Below are 21,137 nucleotides of genomic sequence, written 5' to 3' on the forward strand. Positions count from 1 at the left end.
CTCGCCCCGAGCGTGCGAGGGGCGAGGAGGACGGGGTCCTTCTAGTCGCTGAAGACCTCGATCTGGGCGCCCATCTCCACCAGCCGCTCGTAGAGCTGCTCGTAGCCGCGGGCGATGATATCGACGTTGCGCAGCACCGACTGCCCCTTCGCCGCGAGCATCGCCAGCAGGATGCAGACCGCCGGGCGGAGCGCCGGCGGGCAGACGATCTCCGCTCCCGACCACCGGGTCGGCCCGGAGACCAGCACGCGGTGCGGGTCGAGCAGCCGGACGTCGGCGCCGAGCCGGGTCAGGTCCGACAGGTGGATGGCCCGGTTGTCGTAGACCCAGTCGTGGATCACCGTCTCGCCGGTCGCGGTCGCCGCGATGACCGCGAAGAACGGCAGGTTGTCGATGTTCAGCCCGGGGAACGGCATCGGGTGCACCTTGTCGATCGGTGCGCGCAGCTGCGAGGGGTGGATGGTGATGTCGACCAGCCGGGTGCGCCCGTTGTCGGCCGGGTACTCCGGGGAGAGCTCGTAGCGCAGCCCCATCTCGGTGAGGGTGGCCAGCTCGATCTCCAGGAACTCGATCGGCGCCCGCCGCACGGTGAGCTCCGAGCTGGTGACGATGCCGGCGGTGAGCAGGCTCATCGCCTCGACCGGGTCCTCGGAGATGGTGTAGTCGACGTCGGCGTCGAGCACCGGCCGACCGGTGACCACCAGCGTCGTCGTCCCGAAGCCGGCGATCCGCACGCCGAGCTTCTCCAGGTACAGGCACAGGTCCTGGACCATGTAGTTCGGGCTGGCGTTGCGGATCGTCGTCGTCCCGTCGTGCCGGGCGGCGGCCAGCAACGCGTTCTCGGTCACCGTGTCGCCGCGCTCGGTCAGCACGATCGTGCGGTCCCGGCCCTGCGTCGGGCGGACCGTCGCGTGGTACTCGCCGGCCCGCGCCTCCACCTCCAGGCCGAAGGGCCGCAGCGCGATCATGTGCGGCTGGACGGTCCGGGTGCCCAGGTTGCAGCCGCCGGCGTAGGGCAGCTCGAAGACGTCGGCCCGGTGCAGCAGGGGACCCAGGAACATGATGATGCTGCGGGTCCGCCGGGCGGCGTCGGCGTCGATCGCGGCCAGGTCCAGCTGCTCGGGGACGACGAGGGTGAGGTCCCGGCCGGCCTCGTCCCAGGTGGCCGAGACGCCGATCGAGGTCAGCACGTCCAGGATGCGGTCGACCTCGACGATCCGGGAGACGTTGCGCAACGTCGTCCGGCCGCGGTTGAGCAGGGAGGCGCACAGCAGGGCGACGGCGGCGTTCTTCGACGACTTCACCGTGACGCTGCCCGACAGCGGCGTGCCGCCGTGCACCCGCAGGTGGGTGGGGCCGGGGCGGCCGACGGTGATCAGCTCGCTCTCCAACGCCGCCGACAGCCGGCCGAGCAGCTCCAGCGTGAGGTTCTGGTTGCCCTGCTCGATCCGCGCGATCGCGCTCTGGCTGGTGTTCAGCCGTTCGGCGAGCTGCGCCTGGGTGAGCCCGTGGTGCCGGCGCGCGTCGCGGACCAGGGCGCCGATCTGGCGGAGCGACTGACCGGTGGCTTCCTCGGTGAGCGTCATCGCCGAGCAGGTTATCTCACACATGAGATCGGCATGGCGGGCGTGGCGGCGCCGCCGGCGAGGGGCCCGCGCCTCGCCCGGGTGCCGGTGCCGGGGGCAACGGACATGATGGACCCGCCGAACCCGGCACCGTCTGCGAGGAGATCAACGTGTCCGAGAACCCGGCGTCGACCGGCGGCGTCGCCCACCCCGAGCTGCTGGCCGTCTACGTCAACGACCACATCGCCGCGGCCGCCGGCGGCATCGAGCTGGTCTCGCGGATGATCGGCGTGCACCGGGGGACGGAACTCGAGCAGCCCCTCCGGCAGCTGCTCGACGAGCTCCGCGAGGAGAAGACCGCGATCACCGGGGTCGCCCGGGCGCTGGGCTTCCCGGTGCGGCAGTACAAGCAGTGGGCCACCTGGGTCGCCGAGAAGGCCAGCCGGGCGAAGCTGAACGGTCACCTGCTCAGCCGGTCCCCGTCCAGCGAGCTGGTCGAGTTCGAGTTCCTCGCCTCCGCCGTGCGGGGCAAGCGCAGCGGCTTCGAGACGCTGCGGATCGCCGCCACCGTCGACAGTCGGATCGACGCCGACCTGCTCGACGGGCTGATCCGGCAGGCCAACCGCCAGCACGACTGGGTCACCGAGGTGCGCCGGGACGTGGCGGCCAAGGTGTTCGGCGGTGACCCGAGCGCGCCGGACTCCGCGGCCGACAACGGCAACGGCGACGGCGGGGGCGGCGACAACGGCGGCGGGGGCGACCAGAGCTGAGCTCCCGCTGCGCCCGGCGGGGGGCGACGGTAGAACCGCAGTCATGTGCCACGACCACGACAGCCGTCCACCCGCCCCGCCGCGCAGCGGGGACGTCGCCGAACGCGGCTCGCTGACCCTCACCGCCGCCGACGGCACCGACTTCACCGCCGCCTTCGCCGCCCCCGCGGGGCCGGCGACGGCGGGCGTCGTGATCCTCCCCGACATCCGTGGCCTGCACCCCTACTACGTGGCCCTGGCCGAGCGCTTCGCCGAGGCGGGTCTCCCCGCCGTCGCGATCGACTACTTCGGCCGCACGGCCGGGGTGGCCGGCACCGGCAGCCGCGAGGAGGACTTCGACTGGCAGAGCCACATCCCGCAGACCACCGCCGAGGGCGTCGACGCCGACACCGCGGCTGCGGTCGAGTACCTGCGCAGCCGCACCGACCCGACGCTGCCGGTGGTCACGGTGGGCTTCTGCTTCGGCGGCAGCCACGCCTGGCGGCAGTCCGCCGGCGACCTGGACATCGCCGGCTCGGCCGGGTTCTACGGCCGGCCGTCCATGGTCGGGGACGCCGCGCAGCGCGCTGCGAAGCCGGTCGTGATGATCATCGCCGGGGCCGACTCGGCAACGCCGGTGGAGGACCAGCTGGAGCTGGCCGCCACGATGCGCGCCGCTGGGGCCGAGGTCGACGACGTCGTCTACGAGGGCGCTCCGCACTCCTTCTTCGACCGGGCCTTCGGGGAGTGGGCCGGTGCCTGCGACGACGCCTGGCGGCACGTGCTCGCGCTCACCGACCGGGTCGCCGGGCGCTGACCACCTGCCCGCTCGTCCCGCCGCGGGCGCATACCCTGGGCGGGATGAGCGAGCAGCAGCCGATCGAGCAGGGCGTCCTGGACCTGGCCCAGCGGGTCTTCGGCCTGGCCCGGGCCGGGCACACCGAGGAGCTGGCCGCCTACGTGGACGCCGGGGTCCCGGTGAACCTGACCAACGAGAAGGGCGACACCCTGCTCGTCCTGGCCGCCTACCACGGTCACCCGGAGACGGTCGCCGCGCTGCTGGAGCGCGGCGCCGAGCCCGACCGGGCCAACGACCGCGGTCAGACGGCGCTGGCGGCCGCGGTGTTCAAGCAGTCCGCCGACACCGTGCGCGCGCTGCTCGCCGCTGGCGCCGACCCGGACGCCGGTGGCCCGAGTGCCCGCGCCACGGCCCAGTTCTTCGAGCTGCCGGAGATGACCGCCCTGCTGGAGCGTCCCGCCGGCTGACCGCCGGTCAGCCGCCCGGCCGCTCGGCGCGCGTCAGCAGCAGGGCAGCCCCCGCTGCCAGCAGCGCGACCAGTGCCGCGACGGTGGTGGGCACCGGCGCGGGCACCGGCAGCAGGCCGGCCGCGGCGACCACGAGCGCCCCGCCGGCGGTGGCTCCCGCCGCCCAGCCTGCCCAGCGCAGCAGCAGCCGGGCGGGCACCCGCGCCGTCCGCGGGGTGACCGCGGCCAGCGCGGACGCGGCGTGCACGAGGGACAGCGCGAAGGCCAGCGCGGTCAGCCGGCTCCAGGCCCCCGGGTCCCCGGTGGCCAGCCAGGACAGGGCGGCGACGGCGATGAGCACGCCGGAGGCCGCCGATCCGGGCGCCACCAGGGCCGCGCCCAGCGCAACCAGGCCCGCGAGGGTCAGGCCGACGCCGAGAACGGTCAGCTCCGGGGCCGGGAGCAGCAACGCGGCGATCCCGGCCAGCGCCAGGGCGACCCGGGGGCTCACCGTCGCACCCCGCGGCCACCGGACCGCGCGGCGGCGCGGGTGAGCTCGACCAGCACGGCGTCCAGCGTGCCGCGGCCGGTCCACGACACCACCGGGACGCCCAGTGACTGCAGCTGCCGGACCCGGGTGTCCCGCTCGAGCAGCCACAAGCGGGTGACCGGCCCGGTCCAGGGGCCGTCGTCGGCCGGCCCCGGCAGGGCGTCGGCCGGCAGGGTGTCGACCACCACGACCGGGTGCCCGGCCCGGCTCAGCGCCGCCGCGGTCTCCCCGACGTGGCGGCCGACCAGCGGGCTGACCACCAGCACCAGGGCCCGGGGGTCGAGGCCGGCCGGCACCGGCATCCGCGGCTCGACGCCACCGGTCCGCGGCGCCGAGGTGTCCAGCAGCGCCGACTGCAGCCGGTCGAGCTGGCCGCGGCCGGCGCGGGCGGGCAGCACCCGGCCGCTGGCGGCGTAGGTCACCAGCCCGACCCGGTCACCCAGCTGCAGGTAGAAGGCGGCCAGGGCGGCGGTGGCCCGGACGGTGACGTCGACGCCGCTGGCCCGGCCGCCGATGCCCTCGCTGGTGCCGGCGTCGAAGCGGGCATCGGCCAGCAGCACGACGTCGGCGTCCCGTTCGGTGGTGGTGGCGGTGACCTGCAGCTCGCCGGCGCGCAGCGAGGTGCGCCAGTTGATCCGGCGGATCCGGTCACCCGGCACGAACGGGCGCACCCCGGCCAGCTCGGTGCCCTCGCCGCGGTGTGGAGAACGGTGCAGGCCGATCCCGCCCCGTGCCCGGGGAACCAGCGCGGCGCCGGTGTAGGGCGCGGACAGTGGCAGCACCCGCACCCGCCGGGCGGGCAGCTCGGCCGGGCCGGCCCGCAGCAACCCGCCGCACGCCGAGAGGGTGACCAGCACCGGACCCACGGCGGCGTGGCCCCAGCGCTGGGCCAGCAGGTCGACGGTGACCGACAGGCCCCCGGCGGCGTCCGGGCGCTCGACCCGGTCGACCGTGCCGCCGCCGGCCGGCTGCACCCAGCCCGGGGTGGCGACGGCGACGGCGCCGGTCTGCGCGCCCGGCCCGCCCGCCACCCGGACGGTCAGCGCCAGCGGCGCGCCCTCGGGCACCGCTGCGTCGGTGAGGTCGACCTGCGCCCGGGCCTCACCGGAGGGACGGCGGGTCAGCGCCAGCGCGGCCAGCGCGAGGGGGGCGGCGAGCACCAGCAGGTCGACCCGGCGGACCAGGACGGCGAGCAGGGCCAGCGCCGCCGGGAGCACGGTGACCCGGGCCAGCGCCGCGGTGGGCTGCCAGTGCACCGCTCAGCCGACGCTGCCGGCGAGCCGGCTGGCCGGCACGGGCACCTCGCCGAGCACGGCCCGGGCGACGTCGTCGGCGCCGATCCGGTTCATCCAGGTCTCCGGCCGCAGGGTGAGCCGGTGGCCCAGTGCGGCGACGCCGACGGCCTTCACGTCCTCGGGGACGACGTGGTCACGGCCGCGCAGCACGGCCAGCGCGCGGGCGGTGAGCACCAGCGCCAGCGCGCCGCGGGGCGAGGCGCCGACCTGCACCTCGGGGCGCGCGCGGGTGGCGGCGGCCAGCGTGACGCAGTACCGGCTCACCGACTCCTCGACCTCGACCCGTTCGACGGCCCGGCGCATCGCCAGCAGCGTGCCGGCGTCGGTCACCGGCGCCAGCTCGAGCTCCTCGCGCCGGCGGGCCAGCCGCCGGGACAGCACCTGCCACTCCTCCTCGGGGGTCGGGTAGCCGAAGGAGACCCGGAGCAGGAACCGGTCCAGCTGGGCCTCCGGGAGCGGGTAGGTGCCCTCGTACTCGACCGGGTTCGCCGTCGCGAGCACGCAGAACGGGTCGGGCAGCTCGAAGGTCCGCCCCTCGACGGTCACCTGCCGTTCCTGCATCGCCTCCAGCAAGGCGCTCTGCGTCTTCGGTGGCGTGCGGTTCACCTCGTCGGCGAGCACCAGCCCGGCGAACAGCGGGCCCGGGCGGAACTCGAAGTCGCCGCGCTGCTGGGCGTAGACGAAGGACCCGGTGACGTCGGCCGGGACCAGATCGGGGGTGAACTGCACCCGCTGGAACTCCAGCCCCAGTGCCTGGGCGAAGGAGCGGGCGGCCAGCGTCTTGCCCAGCCCCGGCAGGTCCTCCAGCAGCACGTGCCCGCCGGCCAGCACCGCGGCGAGCACCAGCTCCAAGCGGTCGCGCTTGCCCACCACCGCCTCGCCGACCCGGTCCAGCACGGCGGCCGCGAGCTCGGCGGTGCGGGCGGCGTCGAGCTCGGGGACGGGCCGGTCGGGGGTCGGTGCGCTCACAGGGCCTCCAGGTCGCGGGTCCAGTCGGAGATGGCCTGCGGGGTCGACCGCAGGGAGTGCGGGGGCGCCACGAGCAGGGCGAGCAGCGCCGGCCCGAGCAGCGGGGTGGCGGCGGCCCGGCCCTCCGGGGTGCGCCAGTCCAGGCCGTGCCGCAGCCAGAGCCGGTCGGTGGCCAGCGCGACGAGCCGCGGCCGGAGCCGGGTCTCGAACCGGCGCGGGTCACGGCTGTCCTGCTCCACGGCGAAGCGCAGCGAGGCGAGGTCGCCGAACGAGGCCGCGGTGGCCGCCTCCGGCGGGTCGACGGCGAGCTCGGGCGCCGGGTCGGCGGTGCTCAGCCGGGAGCCGGCCAGCAGCAGGAGCCCACCGGCGACCCCGGCGGCCAGCGCCACCGGGAGCGACAGGGCCCAGCCCGACAGCCGCCCGACCAGGACGGCGAGCAGCCCGATCGCCGCGCCGCCGGACCCGGCGAGCGCCGCGGCTCCCCGCGGGCTCACCGCCGGTCCCCGGCGGTGCCCGCTCCGGTGGCCAGCGCGGCGCGCAGCTCCTCCAGGCCGGCGCGGGCGGCGGCGCGCTCGGCCGGCCCGATCGGGTGCGAGCTGAACCGGGCGGTGCGGTACAGCTCGGCCAGCCGGTCGACCGAGGGCGCGGGCAGGCCGTGCACCGCGGCCAGCCGGGCGCCGTACTCGGCGGAGGTCTCCGCCGGGTGCGCCGGGGTACGGGCGTCGGCAGCTGCCCGGCCGAGCAGCAGCCACGCCGCCACCACGGCGTCGCGGGCGTCGGGCTGCTCGACCGCCGCGAGGGCGCGGTCGACCGCGGCAGGCAGCGCGCCGGGCTCCCCGCCGCCGGTGGTGGCCGCCGCGGCGGGGGGCCGGCGACCGGGCAGCCGGGGCCGCCAGCGGGTGCCCATCGCGATCAGCAGGCCCAGGCCGGCGAGCGCCAGGAGCAGCACCAGCCAGACGGTCACCTCGCCGATGACGTTGCGGCCCGGCTCGAGCGGCAGGGTGGTGGGTCCGGCCGCGTCCTCGCTCGGGGTGGGCAGCGCGCGCGACGGCGCTGCCGGGCCGATGGACGCGGCGGTGGCGGACGGCGGCAGCGGGGTCGCGTAGGAGCCGGCCCGTGCGGCGAGGGTAGCCAGGGCCAGCACCGCCAGCAGGGCGCCGACCGCGATCGCGGTGCGCAGGACGGGGCGCCCCGGACCGGCGGGCGGGGGAGAGACCACGCTGCACTCGACCATCCCGGCCGGCGCGGGGCAAGCGCGTCGGAGCCGGTGTCGGGCGCGCGGTGCAGTCACGGCATCGAGGAGTGCCCGAGCTCAGAGTGCAGTGGCTGCAACGACGTGTCGGCGGACGCTCAGCCGGCCGGCACGGTGCGCCGCCGGGTGAGCGCCGGGGCGAGGACGGCCAGCAGCAGGCAGGCGCCGCAGCCGATCACGGCGATCCCGGCGTAGCCACCAGTGGTGGGGAAGGCGCTGCCCGCCGGGGTGGCCACCTCCAGCACGGTCGCGCTCAGCGCACTGCCGACCGCGAAGCCGATGTACCGGAACACCTGGTTCAGGCCCATCGCGCTGCCGGTCTCCCCGGCGGGGACGGCGGTGACGATCAGCCCGGGCAGCGCCGCGAACGTGGTCCCGACGCCCAGGCCGGCCACGGCCATGGCCGCGAAGAGCTGCCACAGGTCGGTGCGGGCGAAGCCGACGAGCAGCTCCCCGACGGCGAGCACCAGCGCGCCGATCGGCAGCATCCAGCGGGCACCGACCAGCCGCTCCAGGGGCTTGGCCACCCGGCCGGCGGCGAAGCTGGCGAGGGAGAAGGGGAGCAGCACCAGCCCGGCGACGACGATCGAGGAACCGAAGCCGTAGCCGGTGGACTCCGGGGTCTGCGCCAGTCGCGGCACCGAGGACAGCAGCAGGTAGTTGGCCAGCCCGATCAGCAGCGCGCCGACGTGGGCCGTCGCCGCGGTGGCCCCGCGGGCCAGCCGCAGGTCCACCAGCGGGGCGTCGGTCCGCAGCTGCCACACCACCCAGCCGGCGAGGGTGGCCAGGCACAGCCCGGTGAGCCCGAGGACGGCGGGGGAGGCCCAGCCCCAGTCCTCGCCCTCACCGAGCGCCAGCAGCCCACTGGCCAGCCCGGTGCCCAGGAGCACGGCCCCCAGGACGTCGAGCCGGCGGGCGGCGGTCGCGGGCGGGTGCGGGTAGACGGCGGCGGCCGCGGCGAGGGCGAGCGCGCTGGCCGCGGCGCCGAACCAGAACGCGGCGTGCACCCCGCCCAGCTCGGCGATCAGCCCGGTGAGCGGGTACCCGAGGCCGACGCCGGCGGCCACCGTCACCGACAGCGCGGCCGCCGTCGAGCGGGCCCGTTCCCCCTGCAGCGCCGTGCGCGCGGTGGCGATCGCCAGCGGGGTGATGCCCAGCCCGAGCCCCTGTAGTCCCCGTCCGGCGATCAGCCAGCCCAGCCCCAGCGGCAGCGCGGCGAGCACGCTGCCCAGCAGCACCACGGTCAGCACGACCAGCACCACGGTGCGGCGGTGCCGTCCGTCGCCCAGCCGGCCGATCACCGGGGTGGCGACCGCGCCGACCACCAGGGTCACCGTCAGCGCCCACTGCGCGGTGGTCACCGAGACGTCGTTGGCCTCGGCGATCGCGGGGATCAGCGGCGCACCGAGGCTGCTGATCACCGCGACCAGCATCGCCAGGTAGATCAGCACCGGGACCAGGGCGGGCGGCGGTGGCGGGGTGCTCGCCGATGCGGCAGTGCTGGCCGGGGCACCTGGTTGCGTCACGGAACCGCACGTTAACCGCGGGAGGCCGGGGTGGGCCGGGGGGCTTCCGGCCAGCGGACGTACCGGTCAGTAGCGTGGGCGGCGACGAGGAGGTGGGCGCATGGCCGGCTGGGTGCAGGACGCGGTGTGGTGGCACGTCTACCCGCTGGGCTTCGTGGGGGCGGAGCGGGAACGGCGCGACGACGTCGTCCGGCACCGGCTGCCGCAGCTGGTCGACTGGCTGGACTACGCCGTCGAGCTGGGCGTCAACGGCCTGGCGCTCGGGCCGGTGTTCGCCAGCGGCACGCACGGCTACGACACCGAGGACCACCGGCGGATCGACCCGCGGCTGGGTGACGACGCCGACTTCGACGCGCTGGTCGCCGCCTGCTCCGACCGCGGGATCCGGGTGCTGTTGGACGGGGTGTTCAACCACGTCGGCCGCGGGCACCCGGCGTTCCGCGCGGTGCTGGAGCAGGGGCCGGACGCGCCGACCGCCGGGATGTTCCGGCTGCGCTGGCCGGACGGCCCGGGCGCCGAGCCGGAGTACGACACCTTCGAGGGCCACGGCCAGCTGGTCGCCCTGGACCACGCTGCCCCGGCCGTGGCCGACCTGGTCACCGACGCGATGACGCACTGGCTGGACCGCGGCGCCGACGGCTGGCGGCTGGACGCCGCCTACGCCGTGCCACCGTCGTTCTGGGCCGGGGTGCTGCCCCGCGTCCGGGAGCGCCACCCGGGAGCCTGGTTCGTCGGCGAGGTCATCCACGGCGACTACGCCGGGATCGTGCGGGAGTCCGGCCTGGACTCGGTGACCCAGTACGAGCTGTGGAAGGCGATCTGGAGCTCGCTCAACGACGGCAACCTGCACGAGCTGGCGCACGCGCTGGGCCGGCACGACGAGTTCCTGCGGTCGTTCGTGCCGCTGACCTTCGTCGGCAACCACGACGTCACCCGGATCGCCAGCCGGCTCACCGACCCCCGGCACCTGGCCCACGCGCTGGTGGTGCTGTTCACGGTCGGCGGGACCCCGTCGGTCTACGCCGGCGACGAGCAGGCGTTCACCGGGGTCAAGGAGGACCGCGCCGGCGGGGACGACGCGGTCCGCCCGGCCTTCCCGGCCGGCCCCGACGAGCTGGCCCCCTTCGGGGAGCCGACGTTCCACCTGCACCAGGAGCTGATCGGGCTGCGCCGCCGGCACCGCTGGCTGCACGCCGCGCGGACCGAGGTGCTGCACCGGGACAACACCCAGCTGAGCTACGTCAGCAGCGGCGACGGCGAACGGCTGGTGGTGGTCCTCAACCTGGCCGACACCCCCGCCCTGGTGCCCGCACCGGGCGCCGGCGCGCTGCTGGCCGGCGCCGGGCAGGTCCAGCGGGACGGCGTCCGGCTCGAGCCGCACGGCTGGGCGGTGGTCGCCGGCTGCTGAAGGGCCCCGCTGCCCCCCCGCCACTCGCACGCTGGCGGCGGGCCGCTGCAGCGGGGCCGTTGCAGCCCGCCCGGGATGCGACGTCCCCGTGGGGCATCTCACCGTGCCCGGTGGGAACGCCCGGGGGCCGGTGTGGTGTCGTTCTCGGACGTGACCACTGCTCCCGCCCCGGCCGCCCGCACCCCGAGGCGGGCCTACCTGGTGTGGGGCGTGGGGCTGCTGGCCTACGCCGTGGCGATCTTCCACCGCGGGTCGCTCGGCGTGGCCGGCGTGCAGGCGCAGGAGCGGTTCGACGCCGGCGCCTCGGCGATCTCGCTGTTCCTGGTGCTGCAGCTGGCCGTCTACGCCGGCCTCCAGGTGCCGGTGGGCGTGGCGCTGGACCGGTTCGGTTCCCGGGTCATGATCGTCGCCGGCGCGCTGACCATGTCCGCCGGGCAGGCGGTGCTGGCGCTGGCCACCGACGTGCCGACCGCCGTCGCCGCCCGGGTGCTGGTCGGCGCCGGGGACGCGATGACCTTCATCAGCGTGCTGCGGGTCGTGCAGCTGTGGTTCACCGGCCGCACCGTGCCCGTGGTCACCCAGCTCACCGGCATCCTCGGGCAGATCGGCCAGATCGTCGCCGCCTACCCGCTGGTCGCGCTGCTGCGCGACACCTCCTGGCCGGCCACGTTCCTCGGCGCCTCGGCGGTCGGTGTGCTCGCCGCGGTGCTGGTGCTGGTCGCGCTCTCCGACGCCCCGCCCGGCACGCCGGTGGCCAGCCCGGCCGGGCTCGGTCAGGTGCGGGCCAACCTGGTGGCCACCTGGCGGGAGCCGGGCACCCGGATCGGGTTGTACACCCACCTGGTCACCCAGTTCTCCGGCACGGTGTTCGCCCTGCTGTGGGGCTTCCCGTTCCTCACCGTCGGGGAGGGGCTGAGCCCGGGGACGGCGGCCACCCTGCTCACCCTGCTGGTGCTGATCGGCATGGGCTTCGGCCCGTTCCTGGGCCGGCTGGTGGGCCGCTGGCCGATGCGCCGCTCGGTGCTGGTGTTCGGCATCCTCGGCGCCACGGTGACCACCTGGACCGTCGTCCTGCTCTGGCCGGGGCAGGCGCCGTTGTGGCTCCTCGTCGTGCTGGTGCTCGTGCTGGGCACCAACGGCCCCGGCTCGATGATCGGCTTCGACTACGCCCGGACGGAGAACCCGGTCGAGCGGGCCGGCAGCGCCAGCGGCGTGGTCAACGTCGGCGGCTTCGTCGCCTCGCTGCTGACGATCCTGGCCATCGGGGCGGTGCTGGATCTGCTCACCCCCGCTGGTACCACCGACTACAGCCGGGACGCCTTCCGGGCGGCGTTCAGCGTGCAGTACGTGTTCTGGGCGGTCGGCCTGGTCGGCGTGCTGCGCCACCGGAAGGCGCTGCGCGCCCGGCTGGCCCGGGACGGTGTGGTGATCGCCCCGCTGCACATCGCGGTCGGCGCCCGGCTGCGGGGCCGGTCGGCGTACCCGCCGCCCGCGGAGGACTGAGCGCTCCGGCCGAACGCCGACCCTGGGTCAGATCGAGCGGGTCTCCCCGGCCCGGTCGGCGAACGCGCCGTAGAGGTCGCCGTCGAGGGCTGCCTGCACCCGCCGGCGCATGTCCCGCACCGCCTCGGCGTCGTCCCCGGCGGCCTGCTCCGGCAGCTGGGCCGCGGTGTTGTCCGCGGCCCGGGCGATCTCGGCCCGCTGGTGGTCGTCCCGGCAGGAGACGCCGACGTCGCGGAGCATCCGCAGGACCGAGGTGAGCACGGTCGGCTCGTCGCCGCCGTAGCGGCTCACCTGGCCGCAGCACAGCTCCAGGTAGTAGCGCAGATCCCGGTCGGGGACGATCGCCCGGCCGGTGCCGTCCTCGTCCCGGTGCAACGTCGGCCCCAGGTGGGAGCCGACGATCCGGGACAGCAGGTCGCCCATGTGCCCCACGGCGATCGCGGCGGTGACCGGGTCGTTGATGCCGGGCGAGACGGCCTTCACCGCGATGTCCTCCAGCTGGCGGAAACCGAAGCCGGCGTCCTGGTCGAGGGTGCGCTCGTAGCCCAGGTCCACCGCGCCGGTGACCTCCTCGGTGAACTCCTCGGGCAGCTCGCCGCCGCGCCGGGCCCAGACGGTCGCCAGCGGCGTACCGCGCACCAGGTGGTCCCCCGGGCGGGTCTCGATCCGCACCACCGCGTCGTGCTCCCGGGCGCACCGGACCAGCCGCTCGACGTCGACGCTGCGCACGTACCCGCTCTCCGGGGACGGCAGCAGCCGGCCGGCGGACTGGTCCAGGTCCAGCTGGTCGGGGTCGTCGATCGGCTCGTCGTAGTCGGGGTAGAAGGACGCGATGGCGGTCGTGGTCTCGGCGTGGACCATGAGCATGAGGGTGTCGACCCGCAGGACCCGGGTCATGTGGGAGATGAAGGTCAGCCCGGCGGCGAACGCGGCGACGCCCAGCAGCAGGGAGACCACCGCGCTGACCACCGGCACCGGTGACGCGCCGTTCAGCTGGCGGATCGCGACGATGTTGTAGACGAAGGCCGCCGTGAGCACGGCCAGCACGCCCTTCCAGACCCGGTCCCGGGTGATCTGCCGAAGCAGCCGCGGGGAGAACTGCTGGGAGGCGAGCTGCAGCGCCACCACGGTGAGGCTGAAGGTCAGGGTGGTGATGGTGACCACCGCGGTGGTGACCACCTGGAACAGGGTGGACGCCGCGGCCTGGTCGCCGGGCCACAGGTGGGTGAGCCAGCCGCTGGTGGGGCGGATCGTGGTCAGCCCGAGCGACGCCCCGGCGGCCACGACGCCCGCGACCAGCGGCCAGAGCCACAGCGGGGCCCGCGAGTCCTCCGCGCTGCCCTGCCGGCGACCGCCGCTCACGACCGGACCCCGGTGCGCCGGGCGAGCGCGATCGCGTAGTCGAAGCGCCGGCCCGCGCGCTCGACCGGGAGCACCAGGTGCTCGACGTCGGTGGCGCCGGGGAGCCCCGCCAGCTGCGCGGCCAGCTCCGGCACCGGGTCGCTGGCCCAGATGGCCAGCACGCCACCGGGACGCAGCGCAGCGAGGGCACGGGACAGCCCCGGGCGCTCGTACAGACCGGCGTTGGTCTGGTGGACGAGGAAGTCCGGGCCGTTGTCGACGTCGAGCACCACCGCGTCGTACGTGGCCGGGGAGCCCGCCAGGTGCGCGGCGACGTCGGCGGTGTGCAGTCGCAGCCGGGGGTCCGCGGGCAGCGCGGGGAGCAGCCCGTCCCGGGCCCAGCCGACCAGCGCGGGCTGCAGCTCGGCCACCTCGACCAGCGCCACCCGGGGGTCGGCCAGCGCGGTGGCCGCGGTCCAGCCCAGCCCGAGGCCGCCGACCAGCACCCGCAGCTCCTCGCCGGGGCAGCGGGCCAGCGTCTCGGTGGCCAGGGCGCGCTCGGTGGAGGTGTCGACGTCGTCCATGGCGAAGACGCCGTCCACGATCAGCTCCAGGTGCGCGCCGCCGTCGTGGGTGGTGCGCCGGCGCAGCGCCACCTCGCCGTGCGGGCCGCCGGCCCGGCCGAGCAGCTGCAGTTTCTCGTCGATCACGGGGAGGAGTGTGCGGCAGGGCGCAACCGCAGCTGCTGACCGGGGCGGAGCTGAGCGCACCGGTCGACGTCGTCGTCGGGGACGTAGCCGATCACCGGGTAGCCGCCGGTCACGGGGGCATCGGCGAGGAAGAGCACCGGGGTGCCCGACGGCGGCACCTGGAGCGCCCCGCGGAGCATCCCCTCGCTGGGGAGCTCCCCGGCCCGCAGCCGGTCCAGGGGCGCGCCGTCCAGCCGGAGCCCGATGCGGTTGCTCTCGCTGGTCACCACCCAGGACTGCCCGGTGAGCGAGGCCCAGCCGGCGTCGCCGAACCAGTCCTGCCGCGGTCCGGGCAGCACGGCCACCGTCACCTCGCCGTCCGGCGGGTCGGGCACCGGGGCGAGGTCGACACCGGGGGGTGGCACGGGGGTGCGGCCGATGCGGAGCACGTCGCCGGCGGCCACCGGAGCGGGGCCGAGGCCGGACAGCAGGTCGGTCGACCGCGAGCCGAGCACCGGGGCGACGTCGATCCCGCCCCGGACGGCGAGGTACGTGCGCAGGCCGCTGACGGGCGGGCCCAGCCGCAGCTCGCTGCCGGCGCGCAGCAGGGTGGGCGCGTCGTGCGGCGCCCCGGGACAGCGGGCACCGGTGGTCACCACCAGCAGATCGGCGTCGGCGCGCACGGCCAGCCCGCCGGCGGTCACCTCGAGGGCGGCCGCGCCGGCCGGGTTGCCCACCAGCCGGGTGGCCAGCCGGTAGGCGCCCCGGTCGCAGGCGCCGGACCGGCCGACGCCGAGCGCGCCCTGCCCGGTCCGCCCCTCGTCCTGCACGGTGGTCAGCGGACCGGGCGACAGCACGGTGAGGCTCACCGGCCCACCTCGACGAAGCGCACCCGGGTGCCCGGCCGCAGCAGGGCGGGCGGGTCGCGGTCCGGGTCGAAGACCGCGACGTCGGTCCGGCCGATCAGCTGCCAGCCCCCGGGTGACTCGCGCGGGTAGACGCCGCTGAACTCCCCGGCCAGCGCGACCGAGCCGGGCGGCACCCGGGTGCGCGGGGTGGCCCGGCGGGGCACGTCCCAGCTCACGCCCGGCTGGACGAGGTAGCCGAAGCCGGGGGCGAAGCCGCAGAACGCGACGGTCCACTCGGCGCCGGTGTGCCGCTCGACCAGCCCGTCCGGCGTGACGCCGAGCAGCTCGGCGGCCTCGGCGAGGTCGGCGCCGTCGTAGCGCACCGGCAGCTCCACCACCTCCCCGGCGGTCTGCGCGTCGGGCCGCGGCGTCGTCGTCCGGACCGCCTCGGCGACCGCGGCCAGGCTGGTGACGGCCGGGTCGGTGACCAGCAGCACCGTGCGCGCCGCGGGCACGACGTCGACCACGCCGGGCGGGGGATCGGCGCGGAGCGCCGCGTAGAGGGCCAGGACGTCGTCCAGGGTGTCGACCTCGGCGAGCAGCCCGGTGCTGCCGCTGGGGAGCAGGCGCATCAGACCGCGAACGGCGCCAGCTGGACGCCGGCGCCGGTGAGCGCGGCCCGGACCCGGCCGGCGATCTCCACCGCGCCCGGGGTGTCGCCGTGCACGCAGATCGACCCGGGCCGCAGGACGAGCTCGCCGCCCTCGACGTCCCGGATCGGCTCGCCGGCGGCCATCGCCACGCACCGGTCGGCGATCTCGGCGGGGTCGTGCAGCACGGCGCCGGGCAGCCGGCGGGGGACCAGCGTGCCCTCGGGGGTGTACGCCCGGTCGGCGAACGCCTCGTGCACGACGGTCAGCCCGGCGTCGGCCGCCAGCCGCAGCCAGGCCGAGCCGGGCAGCCCGAGCACCGGCAACGTCCGGTCGTGCGCGACGACGGCGGCGACCACCGCGGCCGCCTGCTCCTCGTGGTGCACGATCGCGTTGTACAGCGCCCCGTGCGGCTTGACGTAGCGCACTCGGTCGCCGGCGATCCGCGCGAAGGCCTCCAGCGCGCCGATCTGGTAGACGACGTCGGCGGTCAGCGCCGGGGGCTCGACGTCGATGAACCGCCGGCCGAAGCCGGCCAGGTCCCGGTAGCCGACCTGGGCGCCGATGGCCACCCCGCGGTCGACGGCCGACGCGCACACCCGCTGCATGATCAGCGGGTCGCTCGCGTGGAACCCGCAGGCCACGTTGGCGCTGGTGACGATCCCCAGCAGGGCATCGTCGTCACCGAGGGTCCACTGGCCGAAGCCCTCACCGAGATCGGAGTTCAGGTCCATGCCGGTCATCCTCCTCAGGAGAACAGGTCGATGACCGGCTGCACCGACCGGACGGCGAGGTACAGGGTCAGCAGCCAGGCGAGCCAGCCGATGGCCAGCAGCCAGCGCGGGTAGCGGTAGCCGTGCAGCAGGTCGGTGCGCCGGGTGGCCACCCACAGCAGGACCGCGATGCCGACCGGCAGCAGGAGGCCGTTGAAGGCCCCGGCGAAGACCAGCAGCGTGGTCGGGGCGGCGCCGATCAGCAGGTAGGCCAGCGATGTGACGACGATGAAGCCGACGACCAGCAGCGTCCGGGTGCGGTCGCTGGTGCGGGTCCGGGAGGTGACGAAGGAGACCGAGGTGTACGAGGCGCCGATGACGCTGGTGATCGCCGCGGCCCAGAGGACGACGCCGAAGACCCGCATGCCGACCTCGCCGGCCGCCTGCCCGAACGCCGACGCCGCCTGGTTCGCCGGGTCCAGCGCCGCGCCACCGGTGACCACGCCGAGGATGGCGAGGAAGAGCACCACCCGCATGACCGCGGTGATCAGGATCCCGGTGATCGAGCCGCGGGTGATCTGCCGGACGTGGCCGGGGCCGCTGATCCCCGAGTCGAGCAGCCGGTGCGCGCCGGCGTAGACGATGTAGCCGCCGATGGTGCCGCCGACCAGGGTGGTGATGGCCAGGACGTCGATCTCCTCGGGCAGGACGACGTTGCGCAGCGCCGCGCCCACCGGGGGGCCGGAGGTGACCGCAACATAGGTGGTGAGCGCGATCATCACCAGCCCGAGGACGACGACGATCCGGTCGACCGCCACCCCGGCCCGCCTGCTGAGGAAGACGCCGATGGCGATCAGCGCCGACAGCGCGCCGCCGATCTTCGGGTCGAGCCCCAGCATGGCGTCGGTGCCCAGACCCGCGCCGCTGACGTTGCCGATGTTGAACACCAGCCCGCCGATCAGCAGGAAGGCGGCCATCACCCAGCCCAGGCCCGGGGCGACCAGGTTGCCCAGCTCCTGGGCGCGCCGGCCGGAGACGCCGATGACCCGCCAGACGTTCAGCTGCAGGGCGATGTCGACCAGGATCGAGACGACGATCGCGAAGGCGAACGCGGCGCCCAGCTGCACGGTGAAGGTGGTCGTCTGGGTGATGAAGCCGGGCCCGATCGCCGAGGTGGCCATCAGGAACATCGCGCCCAGCAGGGTCGAGCGGGTGCTGGCCGCCAGCCGTCCGGTGGGCTGCTCTGCGTTCACCGCTCTCCTCCCGGTGGTGGGCGGGCCAGCGTCACCCCGCCGGGCGGGGGCGAACCGGCCGGCTCAGCGTTCCCCGGCGGCGGCGCGGAAGCAAGCAGCGATCTGGTCCTCCCGGGCTGCCTGCTCCGCGCTGCTCAGCTGGTCGGGGGGCGAGTCGCCCCAGCCCTCCAGGTGGCCGTCGGGGGACAGCTGGACGTCGACACCCAGCTGCTCCAGGCACGGTGGCAGATCGGTGCCGTCGATCGGGCCGGTCGGGAAGTCGACGAACGCCGGCTCCTCGCCCGTGGTCATCGGGAAGACGGGCAGCACGCGGCCGGACAGCCGCACCTCGCCGGCGCCCCAGGTGATCGGCGTGCGCACCTCACCGAGGGGCACGCCGTCGACCATCGGCAGCGGATCGAAGTCGCGGACCAGCTCGCCGCCCGGCGCCCGGTCCAGGCTGGGGGAGTACTCGGCCCCGACGCCGGGCTCGGTGAGCACCACCAGGGGACCGGTGTCCGTGGAGGCGTCCATCAGCGCCAGCGGCTCCCAACCCTCGACCGGCATGGCGATGGCGGCTGCGGTCAGCTCCTGCGGCGAGGCCCCCCGGGGGCCGGTGAACCACGTCCACGCCCACTGCCGGCCGACCAGGCCCAGGACGACGGCCCATCGGTGTCCACCGGGCACGTCGGCGGCGTAGACCACCCGCTGGGTGCCGGGGACCGCCGGTGGGTCGCCGCCGATGACCACTCCCGCCGGGTCGGCCGTGAGGGACCAGTCGAGCTCGGCGACAGCCGCGAGGAAGGCCTCGTCGTCGGCGAGCGAGCCGCGGGCCGGTGCCTCGTACAGCTCCGGCGGTGGCGGCGGAGGGGCGGTGCTGCGGGTGGGCCGGGCGGCCGCGGGCTCGGTCGTCGTCGTGCCGGCCGTCGAGGCGCCGGCGGCCAGCAGCAGGACGACGGCCAGCCCGCCGGCGACCCAGGCGGCGGACCGGCGGCGCCGGGACCGGGCCAGCGCGAGGGCCCGCGACACGGTGCTCTCGCCGTCCGGCGGCTCGGCCAGGGCGGCGAGCTCCGCCAGCCGGGCGGCCACGGCCTGCTCGACCGGGGCGGTCACGCCGGCCGCCGGTAGATCGCGTCCGGGTCGTCGTCGGAGCTGGGCGGGAGCACCGGGGCCGGGGACGGTGGCGGGACGGGCACCGGGCGGGGCTGCGGCGGACCGGACGCGGTGGGCCGGCGGTAGACGGCGTCCGGGTCCCCGTCCCGGTGCGCGTGCTGGTCGACGGGCTGCGCGTCCTCCCGGGGGTGCTCGCCGGGGTGCTCCGCGGGGTGCTCAGCGGATGTGTGCCGGGCCGCGGGCTCCGGTTCGACGGCGAGCAGCGGCCCGAGGGCAGCCACCGCCTCGGTGAGCGCGTCGGCGACGTCGGCGGGGGAGCAGCCGAGGACCTCGGCGACGGCGGAGTCGTCCAGCCGCTCCAGCAGGCGGAGCGCCACCACCGCGCGGGGCCGCGGCGCCAGGTCGGCGAGCGCCCGCAGCCACACCCGGTCGGCCTCGCTGAGGTCGTCGTCCGCGCCGACCGGGACGATCACCGCGTCGCCCGGACCGGTGTGCGCCGGCGCCTGGGCGACCAGCGCCCGCCGGGCCTCCGTCAGCGCCTCGGCGGAGGTGGCGACGTGCCGCCACCGGCGCCGGGTGGCGGCCAGCGCGTGGACGAGCAGGTCCTCGGCCGCTCGTCGGTCACCGGTGAGCAGCAGGGCGGTGCCGAGGAGCCGGGGCTCGGCGTCGGTGGCGAAGGCCGTGAAGTCCACGTCCCGCTGGCCTCTGCGCACCGTTCCTCCTCGTCGTTGGCGGCACGCTATCGGTGCGTTCCGGTTCCGTGGGCGAAGGGCACACTGACTCCCTGATGTCCGCTCCCGATCCGGCCCCGCCCGCGACGCTGGTCGCGAGGTTGCGCGCGGCCGGCTGCGTGTTCGCCGAGGACGAGGCGGAGCTGCTGGTCGAGGCGGCGCGCGGGAGCCGGCACCTGGAGGAGCTCGTCTCCCGCCGGGTGGCCGGCGAGCCGCTGGAGCAGGTGCTGGGCTGGGCGGGCTTCTGCGGGCTGCGGGTGGCCGTGGCGCCGGGGGTCTTCGTGCCCCGGCGGCGGACCGAGTTCCTGGCGGCCGAGGCGGTGGCCCGGGCCGGGCCGGGCAGCGTCGTCGTCGACCTGTGCTGCGGCACGGGGGCGGTCGGGCTGGCGGTGGCGGTCGCCGTCGGTGGGGTCCGGTTGCTCGCCGCCGACCTCGACCCCGCGGCGGTCGCGTGCGCCCGCCGGAACCTGGCGCCGCTGGGCGCGTGGGTGGGGGAGGGCGACCTGTTCGACGCCCTGCCGTGGTCACTGCGCGGGCAGGTCGACGTGCTGGTGGTCAACGCCCCCTACGTGCCGACCGACGCGGTCGCGCTGATGCCCCGGGAGGCGCGGGACCACGAGGCGCGGCTCGCCCTGGACGGCGGGCCGGACGGGGGCGCGGTGCACCGGCGGGTCGCGGCCGGCGCCGCCGGCTGGCTGGCGCTCGGCGGGTCGCTGCTCATCGAGACCAGCGAGGAGCAGGCGGCGGCCACCGAGGCCGCGGTGGCCGCTGGTGGTCTGTGGACCGCCGTGCGGCACGACGAGGACCTGGACGCGACCGTCGTCGTCGGCACCCGGCCCTGAACGCCCGGCGGCCCCCACCCGGTGGGTGGGGGCCGCCGTGTGCGCCGGCTGGTCCTCAGATGGGCTGGACGCCGAAGGCGGTGGCGAGCTTCTCGATCTTGCGGGCCCGGCCGAGGCGGGGCAGGTCGCTGCCGTCGCGGATGACCTGGCCGCGGGCGTCGAAGTCGGCCAGGAAGTCCCGCGCCCAGGCGACGTCGGACGGCGTCGGGCTGATGACCTCGTTGATCACCGGCAGCTGGTCCATCTGCAGGCAGAGCTTGCCGGTGAGGCCCAGCGAGACGGTGGTCGCAGACTGCTCGCGCAGGATCGGGTGGCTGGTGCTCACCGTGGGGCCGTCGATGGGGCCGGGCAGGCCGCCCACCCGGCTGGCCACGACCAGGCGGGAGCGCGGGTAGGCCATCGCCAGGTCGTCGGCGCTGGTGCCGGTGTCGCGGCGGTAGTCGCCGCTGCCGAAGGCCAGGCGGAAGGCGCCGCGGGCGCGGGCGATGTTCACCGCCTCCTCGATGCCCAGCGCGGACTCCACCAGCGCGAGCACCGGGGTCTTGCCGCCGAGCCGGTCGTAGGTCTCGGTGACGTGCTCGGCGGCCTCGGTCTTGGCCAGCATGACGCCGTTCAGGCCGGGCAGGCCGGCGAGCTCGGCGACGTCGTCGGCCCAGAAGGGGGTCGAGTGGTCGTTGATCCGCACCCACGCGCGCTTCTCGCCGGTGGACAGCCACGCCACGACGTCCGCACGGGCCTCCGGCTTGCGGGCCGGGTCGACCGCGTCCTCGATGTCGAGCACGATCTGGTCGGCGCGGGAGTCGTGTGCCTCGTCGAACAGCTCCTTGCGGGCGCCGTTCACGAGCAGCCACGACCGGGCGATCTCTGGGTCGACGTTCCTGCCTCTGTGCACGCCGCCATTCTGCGGGGCAGGTCG

At 76.1% G+C, this 21,137-nt stretch carries 22 protein-coding genes; 6 read left to right on the forward strand and 16 right to left on the reverse strand.

All coding sequences use genetic code 11. From position 1 onward, the window contains the following. Positions 1-41 precede the first annotated feature (41 nt). Positions 42-1,610 (reverse strand): UDP-N-acetylglucosamine 1-carboxyvinyltransferase, encoded by a 1,569-nt coding sequence (locus tag ACI795_RS14775; protein ID WP_457076306.1) that lies wholly within the window; start codon positions 1,608-1,610, stop codon positions 42-44. A 125-nt stretch (positions 1,611-1,735) separates the two neighbouring features. Between ACI795_RS14775 and ACI795_RS14780 the strand changes: the two genes are divergently transcribed. The 3 genes from ACI795_RS14780 to ACI795_RS14790 are packed head-to-tail and all read left to right on the forward strand — an operon-like array spanning position 1,736 to position 3,580. After that, complete coding sequence (locus ACI795_RS14780; RefSeq protein ID WP_457076307.1) at positions 1,736-2,335, forward strand: hypothetical protein; 600 nt, start codon at positions 1,736-1,738, stop codon at positions 2,333-2,335. A gap of 43 nt (positions 2,336-2,378) precedes the next feature. Beyond that, entirely contained in the window at positions 2,379-3,131 is a 753-nt protein-coding gene (locus tag ACI795_RS14785) for a dienelactone hydrolase family protein (RefSeq protein WP_457076308.1), read from the forward strand. Between the two features lie 44 nt (positions 3,132-3,175). Beyond that, positions 3,176-3,580: an ankyrin repeat domain-containing protein gene (locus tag ACI795_RS14790; RefSeq protein ID WP_457076309.1), complete on the forward strand. Its 405-nt coding sequence runs from the start codon at positions 3,176-3,178 to the stop codon at positions 3,578-3,580. Between the two features lie 7 nt (positions 3,581-3,587). Here ACI795_RS14790 and ACI795_RS14795 read toward each other — a convergent pair whose 3' ends face one another. From ACI795_RS14795 to ACI795_RS14820, 6 genes are all read right to left on the reverse strand, one after another. Beyond that, positions 3,588-4,070, reverse strand: coding sequence for a hypothetical protein (locus ACI795_RS14795; protein WP_457076310.1), 483 nt, complete (start codon positions 4,068-4,070; stop codon positions 3,588-3,590). Beyond that, positions 4,067-5,365 carry a DUF58 domain-containing protein gene (locus ACI795_RS14800; protein WP_457076311.1) on the reverse strand — a complete coding sequence of 433 codons (1,299 nt, stop codon included), beginning with the start codon at positions 5,363-5,365 and terminating at the stop codon, positions 4,067-4,069. Before ACI795_RS14800 ends, ACI795_RS14795 begins: the two co-directional genes overlap by 4 nt. Positions 5,366-5,368: 3 nt before the next feature. Beyond that, the gene (locus tag ACI795_RS14805; protein WP_457076312.1) at positions 5,369-6,373 is read right to left on the reverse strand and encodes an AAA family ATPase; all 1,005 of its coding nucleotides are present in this window, start codon (positions 6,371-6,373) and stop codon (positions 5,369-5,371) included. Continuing rightward, positions 6,370-6,867 (reverse strand): hypothetical protein, encoded by a 498-nt coding sequence (locus ACI795_RS14810; RefSeq protein ID WP_457076313.1) that lies wholly within the window; start codon positions 6,865-6,867, stop codon positions 6,370-6,372. The genes ACI795_RS14805 and ACI795_RS14810 overlap by 4 nt, the downstream gene beginning before the upstream one ends. Continuing rightward, entirely contained in the window at positions 6,864-7,592 is a 729-nt protein-coding gene (locus ACI795_RS14815; RefSeq protein ID WP_457076314.1) for a DUF4129 domain-containing protein, read from the reverse strand. The genes ACI795_RS14810 and ACI795_RS14815 overlap by 4 nt, the downstream gene beginning before the upstream one ends. A gap of 131 nt (positions 7,593-7,723) precedes the next feature. Next, positions 7,724-9,151: an MFS transporter gene (locus ACI795_RS14820; protein ID WP_457076315.1), complete on the reverse strand. Its 1,428-nt coding sequence runs from the start codon at positions 9,149-9,151 to the stop codon at positions 7,724-7,726. A 100-nt stretch (positions 9,152-9,251) separates the two neighbouring features. Between ACI795_RS14820 and ACI795_RS14825 the strand changes: the two genes are divergently transcribed. Together ACI795_RS14825 and ACI795_RS14830 are read left to right on the forward strand one after the other, a co-directional pair. Then, positions 9,252-10,559 carry an alpha-amylase family protein gene (locus ACI795_RS14825; RefSeq protein ID WP_457076316.1) on the forward strand — a complete coding sequence of 436 codons (1,308 nt, stop codon included), beginning with the start codon at positions 9,252-9,254 and terminating at the stop codon, positions 10,557-10,559. A gap of 150 nt (positions 10,560-10,709) precedes the next feature. Then, a complete protein-coding gene (locus ACI795_RS14830; protein ID WP_457076317.1) occupies positions 10,710-12,062 on the forward strand; it encodes an MFS transporter in 1,353 nt (450 codons plus the stop codon). Positions 12,063-12,089: 27 nt separating this feature from the next. Here ACI795_RS14830 and ACI795_RS14835 read toward each other — a convergent pair whose 3' ends face one another. From ACI795_RS14835 to ACI795_RS14870, 8 genes are all read right to left on the reverse strand, one after another. Continuing rightward, the gene (locus ACI795_RS14835; RefSeq protein WP_457076318.1) at positions 12,090-13,424 is read right to left on the reverse strand and encodes a DUF2254 domain-containing protein; all 1,335 of its coding nucleotides are present in this window, start codon (positions 13,422-13,424) and stop codon (positions 12,090-12,092) included. Then, positions 13,421-14,113 carry a spermidine synthase gene (locus tag ACI795_RS14840; RefSeq protein WP_457076319.1) on the reverse strand — a complete coding sequence of 231 codons (693 nt, stop codon included), beginning with the start codon at positions 14,111-14,113 and terminating at the stop codon, positions 13,421-13,423. Before ACI795_RS14840 ends, ACI795_RS14835 begins: the two co-directional genes overlap by 4 nt. Further along, positions 14,110-14,961: a 5-oxoprolinase subunit C family protein gene (locus ACI795_RS14845; protein WP_457076320.1), complete on the reverse strand. Its 852-nt coding sequence runs from the start codon at positions 14,959-14,961 to the stop codon at positions 14,110-14,112. Before ACI795_RS14845 ends, ACI795_RS14840 begins: the two co-directional genes overlap by 4 nt. Continuing rightward, positions 14,958-15,572 carry a 5-oxoprolinase subunit B family protein gene (locus ACI795_RS14850; RefSeq protein ID WP_457076321.1) on the reverse strand — a complete coding sequence of 205 codons (615 nt, stop codon included), beginning with the start codon at positions 15,570-15,572 and terminating at the stop codon, positions 14,958-14,960. The genes ACI795_RS14845 and ACI795_RS14850 overlap by 4 nt, the downstream gene beginning before the upstream one ends. Then, complete coding sequence (locus ACI795_RS14855; protein WP_457076322.1) at positions 15,572-16,324, reverse strand: LamB/YcsF family protein; 753 nt, start codon at positions 16,322-16,324, stop codon at positions 15,572-15,574. Before ACI795_RS14855 ends, ACI795_RS14850 begins: the two co-directional genes overlap by 1 nt. Positions 16,325-16,338: 14 nt before the next feature. Beyond that, positions 16,339-17,556 (reverse strand): NRAMP family divalent metal transporter, encoded by a 1,218-nt coding sequence (locus tag ACI795_RS14860; RefSeq protein ID WP_457076323.1) that lies wholly within the window; start codon positions 17,554-17,556, stop codon positions 16,339-16,341. Between the two features lie 63 nt (positions 17,557-17,619). Further along, positions 17,620-18,648 (reverse strand): hypothetical protein, encoded by a 1,029-nt coding sequence (locus ACI795_RS14865; protein ID WP_457076324.1) that lies wholly within the window; start codon positions 18,646-18,648, stop codon positions 17,620-17,622. Beyond that, positions 18,645-19,361, reverse strand: a complete 717-nt coding sequence (locus ACI795_RS14870) for a hypothetical protein (protein ID WP_457076325.1) — start codon at positions 19,359-19,361, stop codon at positions 18,645-18,647. The genes ACI795_RS14865 and ACI795_RS14870 overlap by 4 nt, the downstream gene beginning before the upstream one ends. Before the next feature lie 74 nt (positions 19,362-19,435). Here ACI795_RS14870 and ACI795_RS14875 point away from each other — a divergent pair, with 74 nt between their 5' ends. Continuing rightward, a complete protein-coding gene (locus ACI795_RS14875) occupies positions 19,436-20,221 on the forward strand; it encodes a putative protein N(5)-glutamine methyltransferase (RefSeq protein ID WP_457076326.1) in 786 nt (261 codons plus the stop codon). A 55-nt stretch (positions 20,222-20,276) separates the two neighbouring features. Here the strand turns inward: ACI795_RS14875 and ACI795_RS14880 are convergent, their stop codons facing one another. Next, positions 20,277-21,113 (reverse strand): HpcH/HpaI aldolase/citrate lyase family protein, encoded by an 837-nt coding sequence (locus ACI795_RS14880; RefSeq protein ID WP_457076327.1) that lies wholly within the window; start codon positions 21,111-21,113, stop codon positions 20,277-20,279. Between the last annotated feature and the right edge of the window lie 24 nt (positions 21,114-21,137).

The sequence above is a fragment of the Modestobacter sp. SYSU DS0290 genome (genome assembly GCF_054050955.1).

Excerpts from the sequence above, each read along its gene's own strand:
- ACI795_RS14775 (WP_457076306.1), bottom strand. The coding sequence starts at position 1,610 with ATGTGTGAGATAACCTGCTCGGCGATGACGCTCACCGAGGAAGCCACC.
- ACI795_RS14785 (WP_457076308.1), top strand. The coding sequence starts at position 2,379 with ATGTGCCACGACCACGACAGCCGTCCACCCGCCCCGCCGCGCAGCGGG.
- ACI795_RS14790 (WP_457076309.1), top strand. The coding sequence starts at position 3,176 with ATGAGCGAGCAGCAGCCGATCGAGCAGGGCGTCCTGGACCTGGCCCAG.
- ACI795_RS14825 (WP_457076316.1), top strand. The coding sequence starts at position 9,252 with ATGGCCGGCTGGGTGCAGGACGCGGTGTGGTGGCACGTCTACCCGCTG.
- ACI795_RS14850 (WP_457076321.1), bottom strand. The coding sequence starts at position 15,572 with ATGCGCCTGCTCCCCAGCGGCAGCACCGGGCTGCTCGCCGAGGTCGAC.
- ACI795_RS14855 (WP_457076322.1), bottom strand. The coding sequence starts at position 16,324 with ATGGACCTGAACTCCGATCTCGGTGAGGGCTTCGGCCAGTGGACCCTC.
- ACI795_RS14875 (WP_457076326.1), top strand. The coding sequence starts at position 19,436 with ATGTCCGCTCCCGATCCGGCCCCGCCCGCGACGCTGGTCGCGAGGTTG.